This is a genomic window from Serratia entomophila, from assembly GCF_021462285.1.
GTDB classification, from domain to species: domain Bacteria; phylum Pseudomonadota; class Gammaproteobacteria; order Enterobacterales; family Enterobacteriaceae; genus Serratia; species Serratia entomophila.
This window is the reverse complement of record NZ_CP082787.1, coordinates 4,862,281-4,883,183: the sequence shown is the minus strand read 5'-3', so window position 1 is coordinate 4,883,183 and position 20,903 is coordinate 4,862,281. Positions and strand designations below refer to the sequence as shown.

At 55.7% G+C, this 20,903-nt stretch carries 15 protein-coding genes, 2 tRNA genes and 3 rRNA genes; 6 read left to right on the top strand and 14 right to left on the bottom strand.

What is annotated here, in order from left to right:
- Positions 1–6: 6 nt before the first annotated feature.
- A complete protein-coding gene (gene yihI, locus KHA73_RS23335) occupies positions 7–552 on the bottom strand; it encodes a Der GTPase-activating protein YihI (protein WP_234587094.1) in 546 nt (181 codons plus the stop codon).
- Positions 553–1,286: 734 nt separating this feature from the next.
- Between yihI and yihA the strand changes: the two genes are divergently transcribed.
- On the top strand, positions 1,287–1,934 hold the full coding sequence (yihA, locus tag KHA73_RS23330; protein WP_234587092.1) for a ribosome biogenesis GTP-binding protein YihA/YsxC: 648 nt from the start codon (positions 1,287–1,289) through the stop codon (positions 1,932–1,934).
- Between the two features lie 283 nt (positions 1,935–2,217).
- On the opposite strand, the gene KHA73_RS24725 is transcribed toward yihA, so the two are convergent.
- Complete coding sequence (locus tag KHA73_RS24725; RefSeq protein ID WP_071892919.1) at positions 2,218–2,265, bottom strand: spot 42 RNA, inhibition of DNA synthesis; 48 nt, start codon at positions 2,263–2,265, stop codon at positions 2,218–2,220.
- Positions 2,266–2,456: 191 nt separating this feature from the next.
- Entirely contained in the window at positions 2,457–5,258 is a 2,802-nt protein-coding gene (gene polA / locus KHA73_RS23325) for a DNA polymerase I (RefSeq protein WP_234587090.1), read from the bottom strand.
- A 498-nt stretch (positions 5,259–5,756) separates the two neighbouring features.
- Here polA and KHA73_RS23320 point away from each other — a divergent pair, with 498 nt between their 5' ends.
- Entirely contained in the window at positions 5,757–6,653 is an 897-nt protein-coding gene (locus KHA73_RS23320) for an acyltransferase (protein ID WP_234591380.1), read from the top strand.
- Positions 6,654–6,695: 42 nt separating this feature from the next.
- On the opposite strand, the gene dsbA is transcribed toward KHA73_RS23320, so the two are convergent.
- From dsbA to KHA73_RS23305, 3 genes are all read right to left on the bottom strand, one after another.
- A complete protein-coding gene (dsbA, locus tag KHA73_RS23315) occupies positions 6,696–7,319 on the bottom strand; it encodes a thiol:disulfide interchange protein DsbA (protein WP_234587088.1) in 624 nt (207 codons plus the stop codon).
- 29 nt (positions 7,320–7,348) lie between these two features.
- The gene (locus KHA73_RS23310) at positions 7,349–8,335 is read right to left on the bottom strand and encodes a serine/threonine protein kinase (protein ID WP_234587086.1); all 987 of its coding nucleotides are present in this window, start codon (positions 8,333–8,335) and stop codon (positions 7,349–7,351) included.
- A 94-nt stretch (positions 8,336–8,429) separates the two neighbouring features.
- Entirely contained in the window at positions 8,430–8,699 is a 270-nt protein-coding gene (locus KHA73_RS23305; RefSeq protein ID WP_234587084.1) for a YihD family protein, read from the bottom strand.
- A 148-nt stretch (positions 8,700–8,847) separates the two neighbouring features.
- Here KHA73_RS23305 and mobA point away from each other — a divergent pair, with 148 nt between their 5' ends.
- On the top strand, positions 8,848–9,441 hold the full coding sequence (gene mobA, locus KHA73_RS23300) for a molybdenum cofactor guanylyltransferase MobA (protein ID WP_234587083.1): 594 nt from the start codon (positions 8,848–8,850) through the stop codon (positions 9,439–9,441).
- Positions 9,434–9,952, top strand: coding sequence for a molybdopterin-guanine dinucleotide biosynthesis protein MobB (gene mobB / locus KHA73_RS23295; RefSeq protein WP_234587081.1), 519 nt, complete (start codon positions 9,434–9,436; stop codon positions 9,950–9,952). The genes mobA and mobB overlap by 8 nt, the downstream gene beginning before the upstream one ends.
- A 76-nt stretch (positions 9,953–10,028) precedes the next feature.
- Here mobB and rrf read toward each other — a convergent pair.
- From rrf to KHA73_RS23270, 5 genes are all read right to left on the bottom strand, one after another.
- Positions 10,029–10,144, bottom strand: a 5S ribosomal RNA gene (gene rrf / locus KHA73_RS23290).
- A gap of 178 nt (positions 10,145–10,322) precedes the next feature.
- A 23S ribosomal RNA gene (locus KHA73_RS23285) occupies positions 10,323–13,231 on the bottom strand.
- 207 nt (positions 13,232–13,438) lie between these two features.
- A tRNA-Ala gene (locus KHA73_RS23280) sits at positions 13,439–13,514 on the bottom strand.
- Positions 13,515–13,644: 130 nt separating this feature from the next.
- A tRNA-Ile gene (locus KHA73_RS23275) sits at positions 13,645–13,721 on the bottom strand.
- 75 nt (positions 13,722–13,796) lie between these two features.
- Positions 13,797–15,338: ribosomal RNA gene (locus tag KHA73_RS23270) — 16S ribosomal RNA — on the bottom strand.
- The 16S, 23S and 5S rRNA genes sit together here with 2 tRNA genes alongside, the layout of an rRNA operon.
- Before the next feature lie 517 nt (positions 15,339–15,855).
- On the opposite strand from KHA73_RS23270, the gene KHA73_RS23265 reads away from it, so the two are divergent.
- Both KHA73_RS23265 and mdtD read left to right on the top strand, forming a co-directional pair.
- Positions 15,856–16,545, top strand: coding sequence for a FadR/GntR family transcriptional regulator (locus KHA73_RS23265; protein WP_234587079.1), 690 nt, complete (start codon positions 15,856–15,858; stop codon positions 16,543–16,545).
- A 68-nt stretch (positions 16,546–16,613) separates the two neighbouring features.
- Entirely contained in the window at positions 16,614–18,029 is a 1,416-nt protein-coding gene (gene mdtD / locus KHA73_RS23260; RefSeq protein ID WP_234587078.1) for a multidrug transporter subunit MdtD, read from the top strand.
- On the opposite strand, the gene rbsR is transcribed toward mdtD, so the two are convergent.
- The 3 genes from rbsR to rbsB are packed head-to-tail and all read right to left on the bottom strand — an operon-like array spanning position 18,026 to position 20,898.
- The gene (gene rbsR, locus KHA73_RS23255) at positions 18,026–19,027 is read right to left on the bottom strand and encodes a ribose operon transcriptional repressor RbsR (RefSeq protein WP_234587076.1); all 1,002 of its coding nucleotides are present in this window, start codon (positions 19,025–19,027) and stop codon (positions 18,026–18,028) included. The genes mdtD and rbsR overlap by 4 nt on opposite strands.
- A gap of 7 nt (positions 19,028–19,034) precedes the next feature.
- A complete protein-coding gene (gene rbsK / locus KHA73_RS23250) occupies positions 19,035–19,961 on the bottom strand; it encodes a ribokinase (protein WP_234587074.1) in 927 nt (308 codons plus the stop codon).
- Between the two features lie 49 nt (positions 19,962–20,010).
- Positions 20,011–20,898 (bottom strand): ribose ABC transporter substrate-binding protein RbsB, encoded by an 888-nt coding sequence (rbsB, locus tag KHA73_RS23245; protein ID WP_234591378.1) that lies wholly within the window; start codon positions 20,896–20,898, stop codon positions 20,011–20,013.
- Positions 20,899–20,903: the final 5 nt, after the last annotated feature.

Genomic DNA, 20,903 nt, shown 5'->3' with positions numbered 1-20,903 from the left:
GGCGCGTTAAAAAGCGTCTTTCGGATTGCCGCCTTTCAGCAACTTCAGGATGTCTTCCTGCTTCTCTTCTTCTTCGTCGTCTTCACCCAGCTCGATGCCCAACTGATCCATCAACACGTCGATGCGATCCAGCGTTTGGTCAACGTAGGCCTGTTCTTCCGCGTTCAGCGTTTCGCCATCGTCAATGCGATCCAGCAACGCATCCAGACGCTCGTCGTTTTCCAGCTTCGCCAGCTCTTCTTCCGGCGACAGGCGCGGTTTGGCTGCGGCCTTGGGTTTCGGCTGCGGCTTGGCTTTGGCTTTCGCCGCATCCACCACCAGCGCGACCGGCACCTTGCTGCCGATGCGCGGATCTTTGGCCTGGGCGGCTGATTTGTTTTTCTGGCCGTCGGACTCAACCTGGGTGCGGGAGCCGGAAGCATGGCCACGGCGTTTTTTCAGACGCTTGCGCTCGCGGGCTTCCTGATCAAGCTCCACACGGCTTTTCTTCTTCGTTTTTGGCTTCGCCGCGCTGCTGCGAGGGGCGCGAGGTGCTTTTGATGGCTGGTTCATGGCGTATGCTCTCAGGTATGTAGATTCAGTATAGAATTGCGGCGGAATCTAGCAGAAAGCGGACAAAGAAAAAAGGCGGCAGGTTAAACCCGCCGCCTATTTCGCACCTTCTTGCGAAGGATATTCCTGCTACGCGCTCCGTGCGCACATGCAACATCCCGGTTTTTCCTTCTGCTATAACCGCATTCCCTGCCACTACGCCCTTCATCCTGAAAGGAAATCCATCCGTGCCGCAATCCGTTCGCATCCGCTCCCCCTGAGCGCGCTTCCTGCGTGCGTCCTGACTGCAATCACTTCACCATCCCTGTCTCTTTCGCGCATTCAGGTGCGAAAGAGGCCAATTCCTTCTGTGCTCATCCTGGCACTCATTGCACGTCCGGTGCGTTCCCTGAGATTTTTCATCCTTCCCGGATGTTCCTTAATCCAGCGCAACCCTGCGATAGGCTCTACTTTACGTAATTGTTACGCCGGCTCAAGGTACTTACGGCTGAAGTTGCCCCTCTCCATACGCAACGAAAAATTAACGTTTTGTTTTAAATGGAAAATAATAAAAACCACTTTCGAATAAAGCGACATTACCCTCGATTCGAATGGTCAATGTCTCACAAGAGCCGCACGGCATAACTGCCGCTCTCTGCTGGCCCGTGGCCGAAAAACAGAGAAACACACCATTTTTACCGCTGATGCAGTTATAATCGCCAACCAGTTAGCCATCCTCGCGGAGACGAAAAATTTTGAACAGCAAGAATTACAATTATCATGTGACCCATTTCGTCACCAGTGCGCCCGATATTCGCCATCTGCCGGGGGATGAAGGTATTGAGGTCGCGTTTGCCGGCCGCTCCAACGCCGGTAAATCCAGCGCGTTAAACACGCTGACCAACCAAAAAAGCCTGGCGCGCACCAGTAAAACGCCGGGCCGCACCCAGCTGATTAACCTGTTCGAAGTTGAAGAAGGCATCCGCCTGGTCGACCTGCCGGGTTATGGTTACGCCGAAGTACCGGAAGAAATGAAACGCAAATGGCAGCGCGCGCTGGGGGAATACCTGCAGATGCGCAACTGCCTGAAAGGCCTGGTGGTGTTGATGGACATCCGCCACCCGTTGAAAGATCTCGACCAGCAAATGATCCAATGGGCGGTCGACGTAGGCACGCCGGTATTGGTGCTGCTGACCAAGGCCGACAAGCTGGCCTCAGGCGCGCGCAAAGCCCAGCTCAATATGGTGCGTGAAGCGGTGCTGCCGTTTATGGGCGATATTCAGGTCGAAGCCTTCTCTTCACCGAAAAAAATCGGCGTCGACAAGCTGAGCCAAAAGCTGAACACCTGGTTCAATGAGATCCCGCCGGAAGTGCTGCCGGAAGAAGACGCCGACGGCGAATAAGCCACGGCAGGGGTTATGCGATAAAACCGATGCGGCGCCGCATCGGTTTTTTTATGCCCGCCATTCTGTCGCGGCCGGCTGATTTTGTTATCTAATTACATTTCTGACCAAAAACCATCATAAATGCTTATCGCTGATTTTGCGCCGATATGCCGAATATCGGCGCCGGCAGGGCCGTTTGCCGAAAGAAAAAGACGCCGGGGAGATAGGGAAAACTTATGGCTTGGCTTTGTTTTTACAATAAAAAACGCCCCAGTCAATACTGACTGGGGCGGCTAAATATTCAGCCAAATCCGATTACGTGAAGTAAAAGGTCTGAAAGATAGAACATCTTACCTCTGTACCCTACGCCTGTAACTCTACCTCATTTTTTCGCAGTGCAAAAGAATTTTTTGTAGTTTACTTACACAGCATGAGGCTTAAGAACGGCGAAGTTGGGGAAACAATCGCCGTATCTTGTAGCTTAATTACAAAAAATGCTTAGATTATCGCCAGTTACCTCACCAGGCGGTAACCGGGCCGTCAGTGAGCTTCATCCCAGTTGATGCCCACGCCCACGTCGACCCTCAGCGGCACCGCCAGCGCCATGCTGCCTTCCATCAGCTCACGAATACGCTGGCTGGACGCCTCAATCACCGATTCATGCACTTCAAACACCAATTCATCGTGTACCTGCATGATCATGCGCACCTGCGGCTGCGCTTGCCCCTGCAGCCAGGCGTCGACCTCGATCATCGCGCGTTTGATGATGTCCGCCGCAGTGCCCTGCATTGGGGCGTTGATCGCCGCACGTTCGGCGGCCTTGCGGCGCATGCCATTGCTGGAGCGCACGTCCGGCAGATAGAGCCGGCGGCCATCGAGCGTGCTGACGTAGCCCTGATCGGCGGCTTGCTGACGGGTGCGCTCCATGTAATCCAGCACCCCGGGGTAACGCTCGAAGTAGAGGTCCATATAGCGCTGCGCTTCGCCGCGCGGGATCCCCAGCTGGCGCGCCAGGCCAAAAGCGCTCATGCCGTAAATCAGGCCAAAGTTGATCGCTTTGGCGCTGCGGCGCTGTTCGCCGGTCACCTTGTCCAACGGCACGCCAAACACTTCGGCTGCCGTGGCGCGGTGGATGTCTTTACCCTCGGCAAAGGCCTTCAGCAACCCTTCATCCTGCGACAGGTGAGCCATGATGCGCAGTTCGATTTGCGAGTAGTCCGCCGCGACGATGCGGTAGCCCTCAGGGGCGATAAACGCCTGGCGAATGCGACGGCCTTCGTCATTGCGCACCGGAATGTTCTGCAGGTTCGGATCGCTGGACGACAGGCGCCCGGTGGCGGTTACCGCCTGATGGTAAGAGGTATGCACCCGGCCGCTGGCCGGATTGATCATCAGCGGCAGTTTGTCGGTGTAGGTGGTTTTCAGCTTCGCCAGGCCGCGGTACTCCAGGATCACCTTCGGCAACGGGTAATCCAGCGCCAGCTCGGCCAGCACTTCTTCGTTGGTTGACGGCGCGCCGCCCGGCGTTTTCTTCAGCACCGGCAGCTTTTGCTTTTCGTACAGGATAGCCTGCAGCTGCTTGGTCGACGCCAGGTTAAACGGCTCTTCCGCCAGCTCGTGCGCCTGAATTTCCAGCTCGCCGAGGCGCTTGGCCAGCTCCTGAGAGTGGGCGGACAGGATAGCCGGATCGATCAACACCCCGGTGCGTTCGATATGCGACAACACCGGCACCAGCGGCATTTCAATTTCGTTGAACACCGTCAGCAGCTCGGCGCTTTGCTGCAGTTGAGGCCACATCGCCAGATGCAGCTGCAGCGTGACGTCGGCGTCTTCCGCCGCATAAGGCGCCGCCTGCTCCAGAGCGATCTGGTTGAACGTCAGCTGGTTTTTGCCTTTGCCGGCGATTTCTTCGAAGGTGATGGTCTTATGGCCCAGGTAGCGATCGGCCAGGCTGTCCATGTCGTGACGGCCGCCGACGCTGTCCAGCACATAGGACTCCAGCATGGTGTCGTAAGCGATGCCGCGCATGCTAATGCCATAGCGCGCCAGCAGCCCCATGTCGAACTTCAGGTTTTGCCCGACCTTCAGCGCTTTTTCATCTTCCAGCAGCGGTTTGAGCGTTGCCAACACGTAGTCGCGATCCAACTGCGGCGGCGCGTCCAGATAATCATGCGCCACCGGCAGATAGGCGGCTTCGCCCGGCGCCACGGCGAACGACAGGCCTATCAGGTTGGCGCTCAGGGTATCCAGACCGTCGGTTTCGGTGTCAAAGGCGAATACCTCGGCCTTTTTCAGCCGCTGCAGCCAGTCGGCGAAGGTTGCTTCGTCCAGAATGGTGACATAACCGTCCTGAGACAGCGTGACTTCCGCCGCAGCCCTCGGCGCCTCCGCCGTTGCGCTTGCCTGCTTCGCCGCGCCGGCGGCTTTCACCCCCGGCCCTTTTTTGTTTTCCAGCCAGACGCCGGCTTCTACATCCGCCAGCCAGCGTTTGAACTCATACCGTTTGAACAGCTGCTGCAGCACGTCGACGTCCGGCGCGGACACGTCGAGATCGGCGCAGGAGAGCTCCAGCTCGACGTCGGTTTTGATCGTTGCCAGCTTGTAGGAGAGGTACGCCACCTCTTTGTTCTGCTCCAGCTTGGCCGCCATGGTTTTGGCGCCGCGGAAGCTGAGCGTGGCGATGCTGTCCAGATTGTCATACAGCGCATCCAGCCCGCCAAGGCCCTGTAACAGCGCCTGCGCGGTTTTCTCGCCCACGCCAGGCACACCCGGGATGTTATCCGAAGAGTCGCCCATCAGCGCCAGGAAGTCGATGATCAGTTCTGGCGGAATGCCGTACTTGTCGCACACTTCCTGCGGGCCGAGAATGCTGTTGTTCATGGTGTTGATCAGGGTGACGTTCGGCGTGACCAGCTGCGCCATGTCTTTGTCGCCGGTGCTGATCAGTACCGCGTGGCCGGCCTTTTCAGCCTCCAGCGCCAGCGTGCCGATAACGTCGTCGGCCTCTACGCCCGGCGTCACCAGCAGCGGCAGCCCCATCGCCTTGACCATTTGGTGCAAGGGTTCGATTTGCGCGCGCAGATCGTCCGGCATCGGCGGGCGATGCGATTTGTATTCGGCGAACAGTTCATCGCGGAAGGTTTTTCCCTTGGCATCAAACACCACCGCAACGTGGCTGGGCTGGTATTGCAACAGCAAGCTGCGCAGCATATTCAGCACGCCGTACATCGCTCCGGTCGGCTCACCCGCCGAGTTGGTCAGCGGAGGGAAAGCGTGGTAGGCACGGTAGAGGTAGGAGGAACCGTCAACCAGGATTAATGGGTTTTCTGCAATCTGGGCCATAGCGTTTCTTTATCGTGATCGGACATAACGGTAAGCATGCCATAGCTGGCCGCCGGAGACGAATCTTAGCGTGCATTACGGATGAAAATGATGTGATTGTGCGAAGGGATCCGCAAGATCCTTCCTGTGGATAACTTTGTGCATAGAAAAGACAACAAATTATAACGATGCGTTTATCGTTATAATGGGAAATAAAATTCCTATTGAAATCACTGCGTTAAAAGAAAGACTTTTACTGGCAGATAATTATCGGCATTTATGCGATTTGTGGATATAACTTGCGCCGGATTTTAATCGCACCATTAATCAAATTCGGCGCCTCAATTACCATAGCACAAGCTGGACAAGTTGCACGAAAACCCAGCAAATGACTATTCCGCTCATGATGAAAACAGTTACTTTAAGCGGCGCTTTCCTCAGGCGGTTTCTGTTAAAATATTTTTTTGTTCATGCCTACCGTCATGTAACGATGTTCCCTTAAACCGTCAGCCCATAACCATGTCAAAATTGTTAGCCCCTGTTATTTTTGTCGTTTCTGCCATGCTGGCCATTCTGGTGACGGTATTGTGCTCAATTCCCATCACGCTGGCCGGCATCGTGAAACTCTTGGTTCCCGTCCCGGCCGTTTGGCGGCGTATCTCCGCCTTTGCCGATTTTATGATGTGGTGCTGGTGCCAGGGGCTGGCGCTGTTATTGCGCATTAACTGGCAGTTGCGTTGGGATATTGAAGGTCTTGAGGGGCTGAGCCGTAAAAACTGGTATCTGCTGATCAGCAATCATGAAAGCTGGTCGGATATTGTCGTGCTGTGCGTGCTGTTCAGAAAGCATATTCCCATGAATAAGTATTTCCTTAAACAGCAGCTGGCCTGGGTGCCTTTTGTCGGCCTGGCCTGCTGGGCATTGGATATGCCGTTTATGAAACGCTATTCGCGCGCCTATTTGCTCAAGCATCCGGAAAAACGCGGCAAGGATATCGAAACCACCCGCCGCTCCTGCGAGAAGTTCCGCCAGCGCCCGACCACTATCGTCAATTTCGTCGAAGGATCGCGCTTCACCGAAGCCAAGAAAATTAAAACCCATTCGCCCTACCGCAATTTGCTGGCGCCCAAGGCCGCCGGCATCGCCTTCACGCTCAGCGCATTAGGCAGCCAGTTCGACAAAGTATTGAACGTCACCCTGCTCTACCCGGAAAATAATGAACATCCCTTTATGGATATGCTGTGCGGGCGGTTAAAGCGCATTGTGGTAAGAGTGGAAATGCTGCCAATCGACGAGAGCATGCATGGCGATTACTTTAACGATAAGCTGTTCAAGCGGCGCTTCCAGCTATGGCTTAACACGCTGTGGCAGGAAAAAGATCGGCTGCTGGATAAATTGAAACGGCAGTACGGTTAAAAAAAACGCCGGCTAAGCCGGCGTTTTCATGTTGAATCGCGATTATTTCTGCTGGCTGAGGAATTTCACCACGTCGGCGAATTGCTTCACGTAAGCATCCATCGAGCTGGTGTCCAGACCGTCGTTTTTAACCATGTATTTGCCGTTAACAAATACCGCCGGCACGCCGCGCAGCTGCAGATCTTCCGCGGCTTTCTCCTGCTGAACCACCAGAGATTTCACCACGAAGCTGTTCCAGGCCGCATCGTAATCCGCCGCGCTCACGCCGGCCTTAACGAATACGTTGCGGATATCATCCGGCGTTTGCACCGTTTGGGTTTTCTGCACCGCTTCGAACATCAGCGGGCTGACCTTGTCTTCCACACCCAGCGCCATCGCAACGGCCCAGGCCTGAGTCAGCTGCTTGCCCAATGGGCCCAGGAACTCAACGTGGTATTTGGTCATTTTGGTGCCGGCAGGCAGCGCCTTTTTCACGTTCTCAGAAACGTGATAAACCTGCTCGAACTGATAGCAATGCGGGCAGTAGAAGGAGAAGAACTCCAGCACCTGCGGCTCGCCGGTCACCGGCTTGTCCAGGGTTACGTACTGAGTGCCATCGCTAAACTGCGCAGCCGAAGCGCTGAATGCCATCACCATGCCAACGAGCGCCAACCATATTTTCTTCATAAGACTAAACTCTCCATTATGTTAAAGCTTCAATACATTGGCGTCAGCTGCAGAGGGGGTTCCTGCAACAGCTTAACCTGTTCAGTGAAAGCCGCAGTCTGAGATAGCCAAAAATCAGACTCCGCCATCCACGGAAAACTTTTAGGGAAGGCCGGATCCTGCCAGCGGCGGGCAACCCAGGCCAGGTAATACACCATGCGCATTGCCCGCAGCGGCTCGATCAACGCCAGTTCGCGCTGATCGAATTCGGCAAACTCCGCGTAAGCTTCGAGCAAGATGTCCAGCTGCATCAGCCGATCGCGACGTTCGCCATGCAACAACATCCATAAATCCTGCACCGCCGGCCCATTACGCGCATCGTCAAGATCGACAAACAACGGGCCATCGCGCCACAGGATATTGCCTGGGTGGCAATCGCCATGCAAACGACGCGGCTGCCAGTCCAGATGCCAATGCTGTTTGATCGCCGCGATCAGGCTGTCTGTCGCCTTCAGGAAAGCCTCGCGCTGTGCATTAGGCAGCAACACACAGCTCGCCAATACCTGGCGCGGTGCGGTGAGGTATTCCTCAACGCCCATCGTCGGGCGCTCGGCAAACAGCCTTTCGCCTCCTACCTGATGAATACGCCCGAGAAAACGGCCAACCCATTCCAGTTGATCCAGATTATCAATCTCGTACTGCCGCCCACCTACGCTGGGGAAGACGGTAAAGAAGAACCCGCCATAGGTATGCAGCGTATTGCCCTGCAGCGCCAGCGGCGCTACCGCCGGGATCTCCGCCTGGGCAAGATCCAAAGCAAACTGATGTTCTTCACCGATCTGCTCAGCACTCCAGCGTTCGGGGCGATAAAACTTCACCACGTAGCGTTTACGGTCTTCGTCCATAAACTGGTAGACGCGGTTTTCATAGCTGTTCAGCGCCGTCAGCCCGGAATCAACGCGCAGGCCAACCCCTTCGAGCGCATCCATAATCAGATCGGGCGAAAGGGTTTCAAAATTAAAGGCAGAGTTATTCATAACGTTCGCTTGGTAACAGCACGGTGCCGGGAATGAGAAATAGTAGCATTAATAGCAAGTTTCACGAGAAATGCTTCTTCGCACCGCACAAAAGCTAATCCTTGATAACCCCACGGGCGCGCAGCAGCGCCGTTTTAAAATCTTCTTCATAATCCTTTTTCAGGCCAGGGATCTGATCCGTGCCGGCGCTGCCGCGCATTTTCAGGTGATAGATGAGGATATCGTCACTCAGCTCAGACAGTTCGCCTTGAAAACCGGCCTCTTTCGCCAGCTTTTGTAAAAATTGAATCAGATTGAGATCGGGATCTTCCTGCCATGCGGGTTGCAACAGCTCGATCAGCTCGTTTACACGGTGCGTTTTCATCTCAATATCGTCCAGTGGCATGAATAAACACACAAAGTAGCAGGCTTACTAAGGCAGTGAAAGAAGCAGCTTGTCAATAAAGGTAAATCCTGATGTCACACCAGCTTTAGCGCTACAATCAGGGCGTTAACACTGCGGGAGGATCAGCATGCATGAAGAAATTACTGGCGTTATTCTCGCCGGCGGACGTGGCTCACGCATGGGCGGCGAGGATAAGGGGTTAGTGCCGGTCGCCGGCAAGGCGCTTTATCAATACGTACTGGCCCGGCTGCAACCGCAGGTAGATTCCGTCGCCATCAGCGCCAACCGCAATCAGGTACGTTATCGAGCCAGCGGCCTGCCGGTAATTGGCGACCTGACACCCGACTTTGCCGGCCCGCTGGCCGGCATGTTGGCCGGGTTGGAACATGCCGCCGGCAAATGGGTAGCCTTTGTCCCCTGCGACGTGCCGGATTTTCCTACCACATTAGTCGAAGAACTCTGGCGGCAGAAAGGCGCTGCGCTGGCCGCCTATGCCAGCGACGGTGAACGGGATCACCCAACGTTGGCATTGCTGAACACCGGCCTCATACCGCACCTGACCGACTATCTGGCCCGCGGAGAACGCAAATTGATGCTGTTCCTGAAGGAGGTTAAGGCTCAACGGGTCGTCTTTTGCGGACAGCAGACCGCATTCCATAACCTTAATGCACCTGAAGACTGCCAGCGTTGGCAACAGACGCGAGGATTACGCGATGAATAACTCACTTCCTCCCCTGCTGGCCATTGGTGCCTACAGCGGAACCGGAAAGACCACCCTGCTTAAACAGCTGATCCCGCTGTTGAAGCAGCGGCAGGTAAGAGTCGGGTTGATCAAACATACCCATCACAATATGGATGTGGATACTCCGGGCAAAGACAGCTATGAATTGCGCAAGGCCGGTGCCGATCAAACGCTGGTCGCCAGCGATAGCCGTTGGGCATTGATGACCGAAACGCCAGAGCAGCAACCGCTAGATCTTCAGTATCTGGCCAGCCGTTTTGATGCCGATAAGGTCGATCTGATTTTGGTGGAAGGGTTCAAGCATGAACCGATCGGTAAAATCATTCTCTACCGCGAAGAAATAGGCAGGCCGCTTGAGGAGATGCTGGATGAATTTGTGCTCGCCGTCGCCAGCGATCGCCCGGTAGACATGAATGTGCGCTCGTTAGATATCAATCGGCCGGAAAGTATTGCCGATTTCATCATGGAATGGCTGAAAGGCGCAGCCTAGCTGCGCCAGATTTTTGCTTTTTCGCACACAGCAAAAAGCCCTGAACTCGCGTTCAGGGCTTCTTACTTTGTTTGATGCCTGGCAGTGTCCTACTCTCGCATGGGGAGACCCCACACTACCATTGGCGCTACGGCGTTTCACTTCTGAGTTCGGCATGGGGTCAGGTGGGACCACCGCGCTATTGCCGCCAGGCAAATTCTGTTTCATTCCAACCGCGTCACTTTCGTGTCGCCATCGAAACCAATCTCGGAACTTCGCTGAAAATCTAGAGTTATTCGTATCATCCTGATACTCACCCCTACGGGGCCGTCGCAAGCGACGTTCAAAATCGTTCCCGACGATTTTGTCTCTAAAACACCTTCGGTGTTGTAAGGTTAAGCCTCACGGATCATTAGTACTGGTTAGCTCAATGCATCGCTGCACTTACACACCCAGCCTATCAACGTCTTAGTCTTAAACGTTCCTTCAGGGGCCTTAAAGGCCCAGGGAAGACTCATCTCGAGGCAAGTTTCGCGCTTAGATGCTTTCAGCGCTTATCTTTTCCGCACTTAGCTACCGGGCAGTGCCATTGGCATGACAACCCGAACACCAGTGGTGCGTTCACTCCGGTCCTCTCGTACTAGGAGCAACCCCTCTCAATCTTCCAACGCCCACGGCAGATAGGGACCGAACTGTCTCACGACGTTCTAAACCCAGCTCGCGTACCACTTTAAATGGCGAACAGCCATACCCTTGGGACCTACTTCAGCCCCAGGATGTGATGAGCCGACATCGAGGTGCCAAACACCGCCGTCGATATGAACTCTTGGGCGGTATCAGCCTGTTATCCCCGGAGTACCTTTTATCCGTTGAGCGATGGCCCTTCCATTCAGAACCACCGGATCACTAAGACCTACTTTCGTACCTGCTCGAGCCGTCACTCTCGCAGTCAAGCTAGCTTATGCCTTTGCACTAACCTCACGATGTCCGACCGTGATTAGCTAACCTTCGTGCTCCTCCGTTACTCTTTGGGAGGAGACCGCCCCAGTCAAACTACCCACCAGACACTGTCCTCACCCCGGATTACGGGGCCGAGTTAGAACATCAAACATTAAAGGGTGGTATTTCAAGGTTGGCTCCACGCAGACTGGCGTCCACGCTTCAAAGCCTCCCACCTATCCTACACATCAAGGCTCAATGTTCAGTGTCAAGCTATAGTAAAGGTTCACGGGGTCTTTCCGTCTTGCCGCGGGTACACTGCATCTTCACAGCGAGTTCAATTTCACTGAGTCTCGGGTGGAGACAGCCTGGCCATCATTACGCCATTCGTGCAGGTCGGAACTTACCCGACAAGGAATTTCGCTACCTTAGGACCGTTATAGTTACGGCCGCCGTTTACTGGGGCTTCGATCAAGAGCTTCGCCTTGCGGCTGACCCCATCAATTAACCTTCCAGCACCGGGCAGGCGTCACACCGTATACGTCCACTTTCGTGTTTGCACAGTGCTGTGTTTTTATTAAACAGTTGCAGCCAGCTGGTATCTGCGACTGGCTTCAGCTCCATCCGCAAGGGACTTCACCTACGCGCCAGCGTGCCTTCTCCCGAAGTTACGGCACCATTTTGCCTAGTTCCTTCACCCGAGTTCTCTCAAGCGCCTTGGTATTCTCTACCTGACCACCTGTGTCGGTTTGGGGTACGATTCTGTGTTACCTGATGCTTAGAGGCTTTTCCTGGAAGCTTGGCATCAACTACTTCTGCACCGTGGTGCATCGTCATCACGCCTCAGGGTTGAATAAGCAACCGGATTTACCGGGTCACTCCCCCTACACGCTTAAACCGGGACAACCGTCGCCCGGCTAGCCTAGCCTTCTCCGTCCCCCCTTCGCAGTAACACCGAGTACAGGAATATTAACCTGTTTCCCATCGACTACGCCTTTCGGCCTCGCCTTAGGGGTCGACTCACCCTGCCCCGATTAACGTTGGACAGGAACCCTTGGTCTTCCGGCGAGCGGGCTTTTCACCCGCTTTATCGTTACTTATGTCAGCATTCGCACTTCTGATACCTCCAGCAACCCTCACAGGCCACCTTCAACGGCTTACAGAACGCTCCCCTACCCAACAACGCCTAAGCGTCGCTGCCGCAGCTTCGGTGCATGGTTTAGCCCCGTTACATCTTCCGCGCAGGCCGACTCGACCAGTGAGCTATTACGCTTTCTTTAAATGATGGCTGCTTCTAAGCCAACATCCTGGCTGTCTATGCCTTCCCACATCGTTTCCCACTTAACCATGACTTTGGGACCTTAGCTGGCGGTCTGGGTTGTTTCCCTCTTCACGACGGACGTTAGCACCCGCCGTGTGTCTCCCGTGATAACATTCTTCGGTATTCGGAGTTTGCATCGGTTTGGTAAGCCGGGATGGCCCCCTAGCCGAAACAGTGCTCTACCCCCGAAGATGAGTTCACGAGGCGCTACCTAAATAGCTTTCGGGGAGAACCAGCTATCTCCCGGTTTGATTGGCCTTTCACCCCCAGCCACAAGTCATCCGCTAATTTTTCAACATTAGTCGGTTCGGTCCTCCAGTTAGTGTTACCCAACCTTCAACCTGCCCATGGCTAGATCACCGGGTTTCGGGTCTATACCTTGCAACTATTCGCCCAGTTAAGACTCGGTTTCCCTACGGCTCCCCTATACGGTTAACCTTGCTACAAAATATAAGTCGCTGACCCATTATACAAAAGGTACGCAGTCACACCACGAAGGTGCTCCCACTGCTTGTACGTACACGGTTTCAGGTTCTATTTCACTCCCCTCGCCGGGGTTCTTTTCGCCTTTCCCTCACGGTACTGGTTCACTATCGGTCAGTCAGGAGTATTTAGCCTTGGAGGATGGTCCCCCCATATTCAGACAGGATGTCACGTGTCCCGCCCTACTCATCGAACTCACAGTCAATGCATTTTAGTGTACGGGGCTATCACCCTTTACTGCGCGACTTTCCAGACGCTTCCACTAACACAAGAACTGATTCAGGTTCTGGGCTCCTCCCCGTTCGCTCGCCGCTACTGGGGGAATCTCGGTTGATTTCTTTTCCTCGGGGTACTTAGATGTTTCAGTTCCCCCGGTTCGCCTCGTTAAGCTATGTATTCACTTAACGATAGTGCAACGAATTGCACTGGGTTTCCCCATTCGGGTATCGCCGGTTATAACGGTTCATATCACCTTACCGACGCTTTTCGCAGATTAGCACGCCCTTCATCGCCTCTGACTGCCTAGGCATCCACCGTGTACGCTTAGTCACTTAACCTCACAACCCGAAGATGTTTCCATCGTTCGTGCTGCAAACATTTGAGAGACTCTATGACAGGTTACTCTTTACCCCAGTACTTCTACGGAGGGATAAATTTCAGCCGTCATGTTTCAATTTTCAGCTTGTTCCAGATTGTTAAAGAGCAAAATACTTCGCAGCATACTGTCGCCAATATACTCTGAAGTAGTTAAATACCGGACTATATGGTGGAGCTAAGCGGGATCGAACCGCTGACCTCCTGCGTGCAAGGCAGGCGCTCTCCCAGCTGAGCTATAGCCCCATACAGTCACAGCAGAGACCTTTATGGTTACCAACTCAACCAAGAGTTAATTCTTTCTTAGGCCAGGCATGCGGAAGGGACGTTTACTTTTGTAAACGACCGCGCGCATAACGCAGCATAAGGGAGAATTTGGTAGGCCTGAGTGGACTTGAACCACCGACCTCACCCTTATCAGGGGTGCGCTCTAACCACCTGAGCTACAAGCCTATAAAGGTATTTCTGCTCGTTACTTTTTCATCAGACAATCTGTGTGAGCACTTCACTCGAATCAATATCATTAGGTAAGGAGGTGATCCAACCGCAGGTTCCCCTACGGTTACCTTGTTACGACTTCACCCCAGTCATGAATCACAAAGTGGTAAGCGCCCTCCCGAAGGTTAAGCTACCTACTTCTTTTGCAACCCACTCCCATGGTGTGACGGGCGGTGTGTACAAGGCCCGGGAACGTATTCACCGTAGCATTCTGATCTACGATTACTAGCGATTCCGACTTCATGGAGTCGAGTTGCAGACTCCAATCCGGACTACGACGTACTTTATGAGGTCCGCTTACTCTCGCAAGTTCGCTTCTCTTTGTATACGCCATTGTAGCACGTGTGTAGCCCTACTCGTAAGGGCCATGATGACTTGACGTCATCCCCACCTTCCTCCGGTTTATCACCGGCAGTCTCCTTTGAGTTCCCGACCGAATCGCTGGCAACAAAGGATAAGGGTTGCGCTCGTTGCGGGACTTAACCCAACATTTCACAACACGAGCTGACGACAGCCATGCAGCACCTGTCTCAGAGTTCCCGAAGGCACCAATCCATCTCTGGAAAGTTCTCTGGATGTCAAGAGTAGGTAAGGTTCTTCGCGTTGCATCGAATTAAACCACATGCTCCACCGCTTGTGCGGGCCCCCGTCAATTCATTTGAGTTTTAACCTTGCGGCCGTACTCCCCAGGCGGTCGATTTAACGCGTTAGCTCCGGAAGCCACGCCTCAAGGGCACAACCTCCAAATCGACATCGTTTACAGCGTGGACTACCAGGGTATCTAATCCTGTTTGCTCCCCACGCTTTCGCACCTGAGCGTCAGTCTTCGTCCAGGGGGCCGCCTTCGCCACCGGTATTCCTCCAGATCTCTACGCATTTCACCGCTACACCTGGAATTCTACCCCCTCTACGAGACTCTAGCTTGCCAGTTTCAAATGCAGTTCCCACGTTAAGCGCGGGGATTTCACATCTGACTTAACAAACCGCCTGCGTGCGCTTTACGCCCAGTAATTCCGATTAACGCTTGCACCCTCCGTATTACCGCGGCTGCTGGCACGGAGTTAGCCGGTGCTTCTTCTGCGAGTAACGTCAATGCAATGCCGTATTAAGACACTCGCCCTTCCTCCTCGCTGAAAGTGCTTTACAACCCGAAGGCCTTCTTCACACACGCGGCATGGCTGCATCAGGCTTGCGCCCATTGTGCAATATTCCCCACTGCTGCCTCCCGTAGGAGTCTGGACCGTGTCTCAGTTCCAGTGTGGCTGGTCATCCTCTCAGACCAGCTAGGGATCGTCGCCTAGGTGAGCCATTACCCCACCTACTAGCTAATCCCATCTGGGCACATCTGATGGCGTGAGGCCCGAAGGTCCCCCACTTTGGTCCGAAGACGTTATGCGGTATTAGCTACCGTTTCCAGTAGTTATCCCCCTCCATCAGGCAGTTTCCCAGACATTACTCACCCGTCCGCCGCTCGTCACCCAGGGAGCAAGCTCCCCCGTGCTACCGCTCGACTTGCATGTGTTAGGCCTGCCGCCAGCGTTCAATCTGAGCCATGATCAAACTCTTCAATTAAAAGCTTGATTTGCTTCAACTCGTGAAGCGATGCTCAAAGGTTACTGCATGAATTTTACTTCAGTTAGTCACTCTTCAAGACTTGATATTTTTTCGTACCCGAAGGTACTGGATATCGTCTTGTGGAGTGCCCACACAGATTGTCTGATAAATTGTTAAAGAGCGTTGGTTACTGAGAGATAACTCTCGGTAACGCGGGAGGTGCATATTACGCTTTCCCGCTGAAGAGTCAAGCTTTTTTCTTATTAAGAAACGGCGTTTTCACCGGCTTGCTTCTTCCTGGCTGGGCGACTGGTTCTCGTTAGATGAGTCGTTGTTCCCGGTCAGTGGAGGCGCATTATAGGGAGTTCTCCGAAGGCCGCAACCCCTAAATGCAAAAAACTTTTCAAGCGCGGTTTTTTTCGGCAAACGGGTCAAAAAGCGGCGCTTTTATGTCACTTTTTCAGTCAAACAGCCATAAAAGCTGGCGATCCCTGGAGTAAAATAAGAGTAACGATGTCAGTAAGGATCCGCAGCCATGCAATTTAATGCGCAACAACAGGCCGCCCAGCGCAATCTTTCTTATCTGCTTGCGGAAAAACTTGGCCAGCAAATTCTGGCGGGTGACTACCAGGCCGGCAGCATCCTGCCCGGCGAGATGGAACTGGGCGAACAATTCGGCGTGAGCCGCACGGCGGTACGTGAAGCGGTCAAGATGCTGGCGGCGAAAGGCATGCTGTTGCCGCGCCCACGCATCGGCACCCGGGTGATGCCGCGCAGCCAGTGGAATTTCCTCGACCAGGATTTGCTGACCTGGTGGATGACGCGGGAAAACTTTGATCAGGTCATGCAGCACTTCCTTATCTTGCGCACGTCTCTGGAGCCGCAGGCCTGTGCGTTGGCGGCCAGCCATGCCGGCACGCAGCAAACCCGGCAGTTGGCGGAGCTGATGGCGGAAATGCGCGCGCTGCATAGCCAGTTTGACCGCGAACGCTGGATCCTGGTGGATACCCAATTCCACCAACTGATCTATGAGGCCAGCGGCAACCCGTTTCTGACCTCATTCGCCAACCTGTTCAGCTCGGTGTATCAAAGCTACTTCCGCGCCATCACCGGCAATGAAGTCATTAAGCTGCGGCATCATCAGGCAATCGTCGATGCGATACTCGCCGGCGACAGCGCCGGCGCGCTGGTCGCCTGCCAGATATTGCTTAAAGAGAAAGACTAGACGCCTCCCTTGCTTATATATAGAAGAGAGAGCTGAGGGAACACGACGACTATTAACCGGGATCGAACATGACCAAATCCGCGCGCAGTATGGCAGGGCTTCCCTGGATCGCCGCAATGGCGTTCTTTATGCAGGCGCTGGACGCCACCATTCTCAACACGGCGCTGCCGGCCATCGCCCACAGTCTGGAGCGTTCGCCGCTGGCGATGCAATCCGCCGTTATCAGCTATACGCTAACGGTAGCGATGCTGATCCCGGTCAGCGGCTGGCTGGCGGACCGCTTCGGCACCCGGCGGGTGTTTATCTTCGCGGTATCCCTGTTTACCCTCGGTTCATTGCTGTGCGCACTGTCCCCTACGCTGAGCATCCTGGTCACCTCACGCGTGATTCAAGGCATCGGCGGCGCCATGATGATGCCGGTGGCGCGGCTGGCCCTGCTGCGCGCCTACCCGCGCAGCGAGCTGCTGCCGGTGCTGAACTTCGTCACCATGCCCGGTTTGGTCGGCCCCATCCTGGGGCCGCTGCTGGGCGGCTGGCTGGTGACCTATGCCACCTGGCATTGGATTTTCCTGATCAATATCCCGATAGGCCTACTCGGCATCTTTTACGCACGCAAATATATGCCGGACTTCACCACGCCCAAGCGCCGCTTCGATTTTATCGGGTTCCTGCTGTTCGGCCTGAGCCTGGTGCTGGTCTCCACCGGCCTTGAGCTGTTCGGCGAGCGGGTGCTGGCGAGCTACATCTCGCTGGGCATTCTGCTCAGCGGCTTTGTGATGCTGTTTGGCTATATCGCCCATGCGCGCCGCCATCAGCAACCGCTGATCGGGCTGGACCTGTTCAAGACCCGCACCTTCTCGGTCGGCATCGCCGGCAACGTCGCTTCACGGCTGGGCACCGGCTGCGTGCCTTTCCTGATGCCGTTGATGCTGCAGGTAGGGTTTGGCTACTCGGCGATTATCGCCGGCTGCATGATGGCGCCGACCGCCGTCGGCTCCCTGATGGCGAAATCCACCGTCACCCAGGTATTGCGCTGGTTCGGCTACCGCAAAACGCTGGTCGGCATCACCGTCATCATCGGCGTGCTGATCGCCCAATTCGCACTGCAGAGCCCAGGCATGCCGCTGTGGCTGATGATCTTGCCGCTGTTCGTGCTGGGGATGGCGATGTCTACTCAATTCACCGCCATGAACACCATCAGCCTGGCGGATCTGAATGACGCCAACGCCAGTTCAGGCAACAGCGTGCTGGCGGTAACCCAGCAGCTGTCGATCAGTTTCGGCGTGGCGATCAGCGCGGCGGTGCTGCGCTTTTACGAATCCCTGTCGCTCGGCACCATGATTGACCACTTCCACTACACCTTTATTACCATGGGGATAGTCACCGTGGCTTCGGCGTTGGTCTTTATGCTGTTGAGAAGAAAGGATGGCCGCAATTTGATTAGCGGCCAGGAGCCCAAAAAAGAAGCGAAGGCAGCCGGCTAGCGGCAGCCTACCGAGGCGCGCTCCACCAGCTCGGGGGTCAGCACCAGCACCTGCGCTTCGCGCTCCGGGTTTTGCAGGCGGTTGATCAACGCATCAATCGCCAACTCACCCAGCGAATCCTTCGGCTGATGAATGGTGCTCAGCGGCGGCGCCAGGTATTTGGCCAGTTCGATATCGTCATAGCCCATCACCGCCATATCCTGCGGCACCGACAGCCTGGCCTGGTACAGTGCCTGATAGACACCCACCGCCACCGCATCGTTGCCGGCAAACACCGCATGCGGCGGCTCATCCAGCGCCAACAGCTGCCGCATGGCGTGAACGCCGCCTTCAAACTCAAAATCGCAGTGCACTTCGTATTCCGGCGGAACAGGCAGCCCGGCGCGCCGCATGGCGTTGCGGTAACCCTCCAGGCGATGGCGGGCGGTGGTTTTATCCTGCGGGCCGGCGATGCAGGCTATTTTGCGATAGCCGCGGGCGATCAGGTGATCGGTCGCCATCTCACCGCCCAGCAGCGAATTGTCCTGAATAATGTCGTTGGCGCCTTCAAACGGCGCCCAGTCCATCATCACGATAGGTAAAGAAGGGTAGCGGCTCAGCGCATCTTGCGACGGCCGGTGATTCTCGGTGCACATCAGCAGCAAGCCGTCGACGCGCTTTTGCAGCAGGGTTTCCATACTGCGATTCATGCGCGCCGCGTCTTCTTCGGTATTGCACAGGATCAGGCTGTAGCCGCGTTCGTAGCAGCTGCGCTCAACGCCGCGCACCACTTCGGCATAAAACGGGTTGTTGCTGGAGGTGACCAGCATGCCGATGGTGCGCGTCTGATTGAGCTTCAGGCTGCGCGCCAGGGCGGATGGCGCATAGTTCAGCTGTTCAACGGCCGCCATGACTTTGTCGCGCACGCTGTCGCTGACAAAGCGATTTTTATTGATCACATGCGAAACGGTGGAGGTTGAAACGCCCGCCAGGCGGGCGACATCTTTCATGGTGGCCAAGGGGGCATTACTCCTGCTGCTGCAAGAAGGCGTCGATCTCTTCGCGCCAAGGCACGGAGGGTTGCGCGCCGGGGCGGGTCACGGCGATCGCCGCCGCCGCATGGGCGAAGCGCACCGCATGCGCCATGGTTTTCCCTTCCAGCAATGCCGTGACCAGCGCGCCGTTAAAGGTATCGCCGGCGGCGATGGTGTCTACCGCTTTCACCTTGAAGCCCGGCACCAGCTTGCCGTTGCCGTTTTCGCTCAGCCATACCCCGCGGCTGCCGAGGGTAATGATCACCGTGGCGATGCCTTTGTCGTGCAGGGCCTGCGCCGCGCGCGCCGCGTCGTCGTCGTTGCCTATCGCGATGCCGGTCAGGCGCTGGGCCTCGGTTTCGTTGGGAGTGATCATATCGATAGTCGCCAGCAGCTCGTCCGGCAGCTCACGAGCCGGCGCCGGGTTGAGGATCACCTGCGTTTGATGTTGCTTCGCCAGGCGCGCGGCGGCGGTAACCGTCTCCAGCGGTGATTCCAGCTGCAGCAACAGGGCATCGGCGTCGATCACCTGCTGGCGGTAGCGCGCCAGATAGTCCGGCGTTACCGCAGCATTGGCGCCGGCATCGATACCGATCACGTTCTCGCCCTCGGCGTTGACGAAAATCAGCGCCACGCCGGTGGTGCTGTCGGCGATAGCCTCGATGGGTTGGGTATCAATGCAGTCGGTCGCCAGCTGTCGGCGGATGCGTTCTCCGATATCGTCGGCGCCCACGCAGGCGATAAAGGCGATATCCGCCCCGCTGCGCCCGGCCGCCACCGCCTGGTTAGCGCCCTTGCCGCCGAACGCCACCTTATACTGTTTCCCGATCACCGTTTCACCCGGCTGCGGGAAGTGTTCAATATTGAGGATATGATCGGCATTGATGCTGCCCAGAACCACCAGCTTACCTGTTTCCATCGCATTGATTCCTGAATTGCGCGCCATCATCAGATGGCGCGGGTATGACTTATTTGGTGACCAGTTTCAAATCCACCGGAATGGTCGCCGGCACTTTTTCGCCTTTCAGCACTTTATCGGCGGTTTCCACGCCGATCACGCCGATCTGATCCGGGCGCTGCGCTACGGTAGCCGCCAGCTTGCCGCCTTCCACCGCTTTCACGCCGTCGGCAGTGCCGTCGAAGCCTACCACGACCACGTCGGATTTACCGGCGGTTTGCAGCGCACGCAGCGCGCCCAGCGCCATTTCATCATTCTGGGCGAACACCGCCTGCACGTCCGGATGCGCGGTCAGCAGGTTCTGCATCACGTTCAGGCCTTTGGTGCGGTCAAAATCGGCCGGCTGGCTGGCCAGCAGTTTGAATTTATTCTGATCCAGCGACTGTTTGAAGCCTTCACCGCGCTCACGCGCCGCGGAGGTGCCGGCAATGCCTTCCAGCTGGATCACTTTCGCGTCTGCGCCCACTTTTTTGGCGATGAAGTCACCGGCCATTTTGCCGCCCACGCGGTTATCCGAAGCGATATGGCTAACCACTTCGCCCTTGCCGGCCACGCGGTCCAGGGTGATGACCGGGATTTTGGCCTGGTTGGCCATCTTGATGGCGTTGCCGACTGCATCGGAATCGGTTGGGTTGATCAGCAGCAGCTTAGGCGCCTGCACCATCAGATCCTGCACGTTAGCCAGCTCTTTCGCCGGGTTGTTCTGCGAGTCCAGCACCACCAGGTTGTAACCCAGCTTGTTGGCTTCCTGCTGCGCGCCTTCCTTCATAGAAACGAAGAACGGGTTATTGAGGGTGGAGACCACCAGCGCGATGGTGTCCTTGGCCAGCGCGTTGGCGCTCAAAGTGGCGCTGAGGGCGAACGCGGAGGCTAAAACTGCCAGTTTTTTCATTTTCATCATCG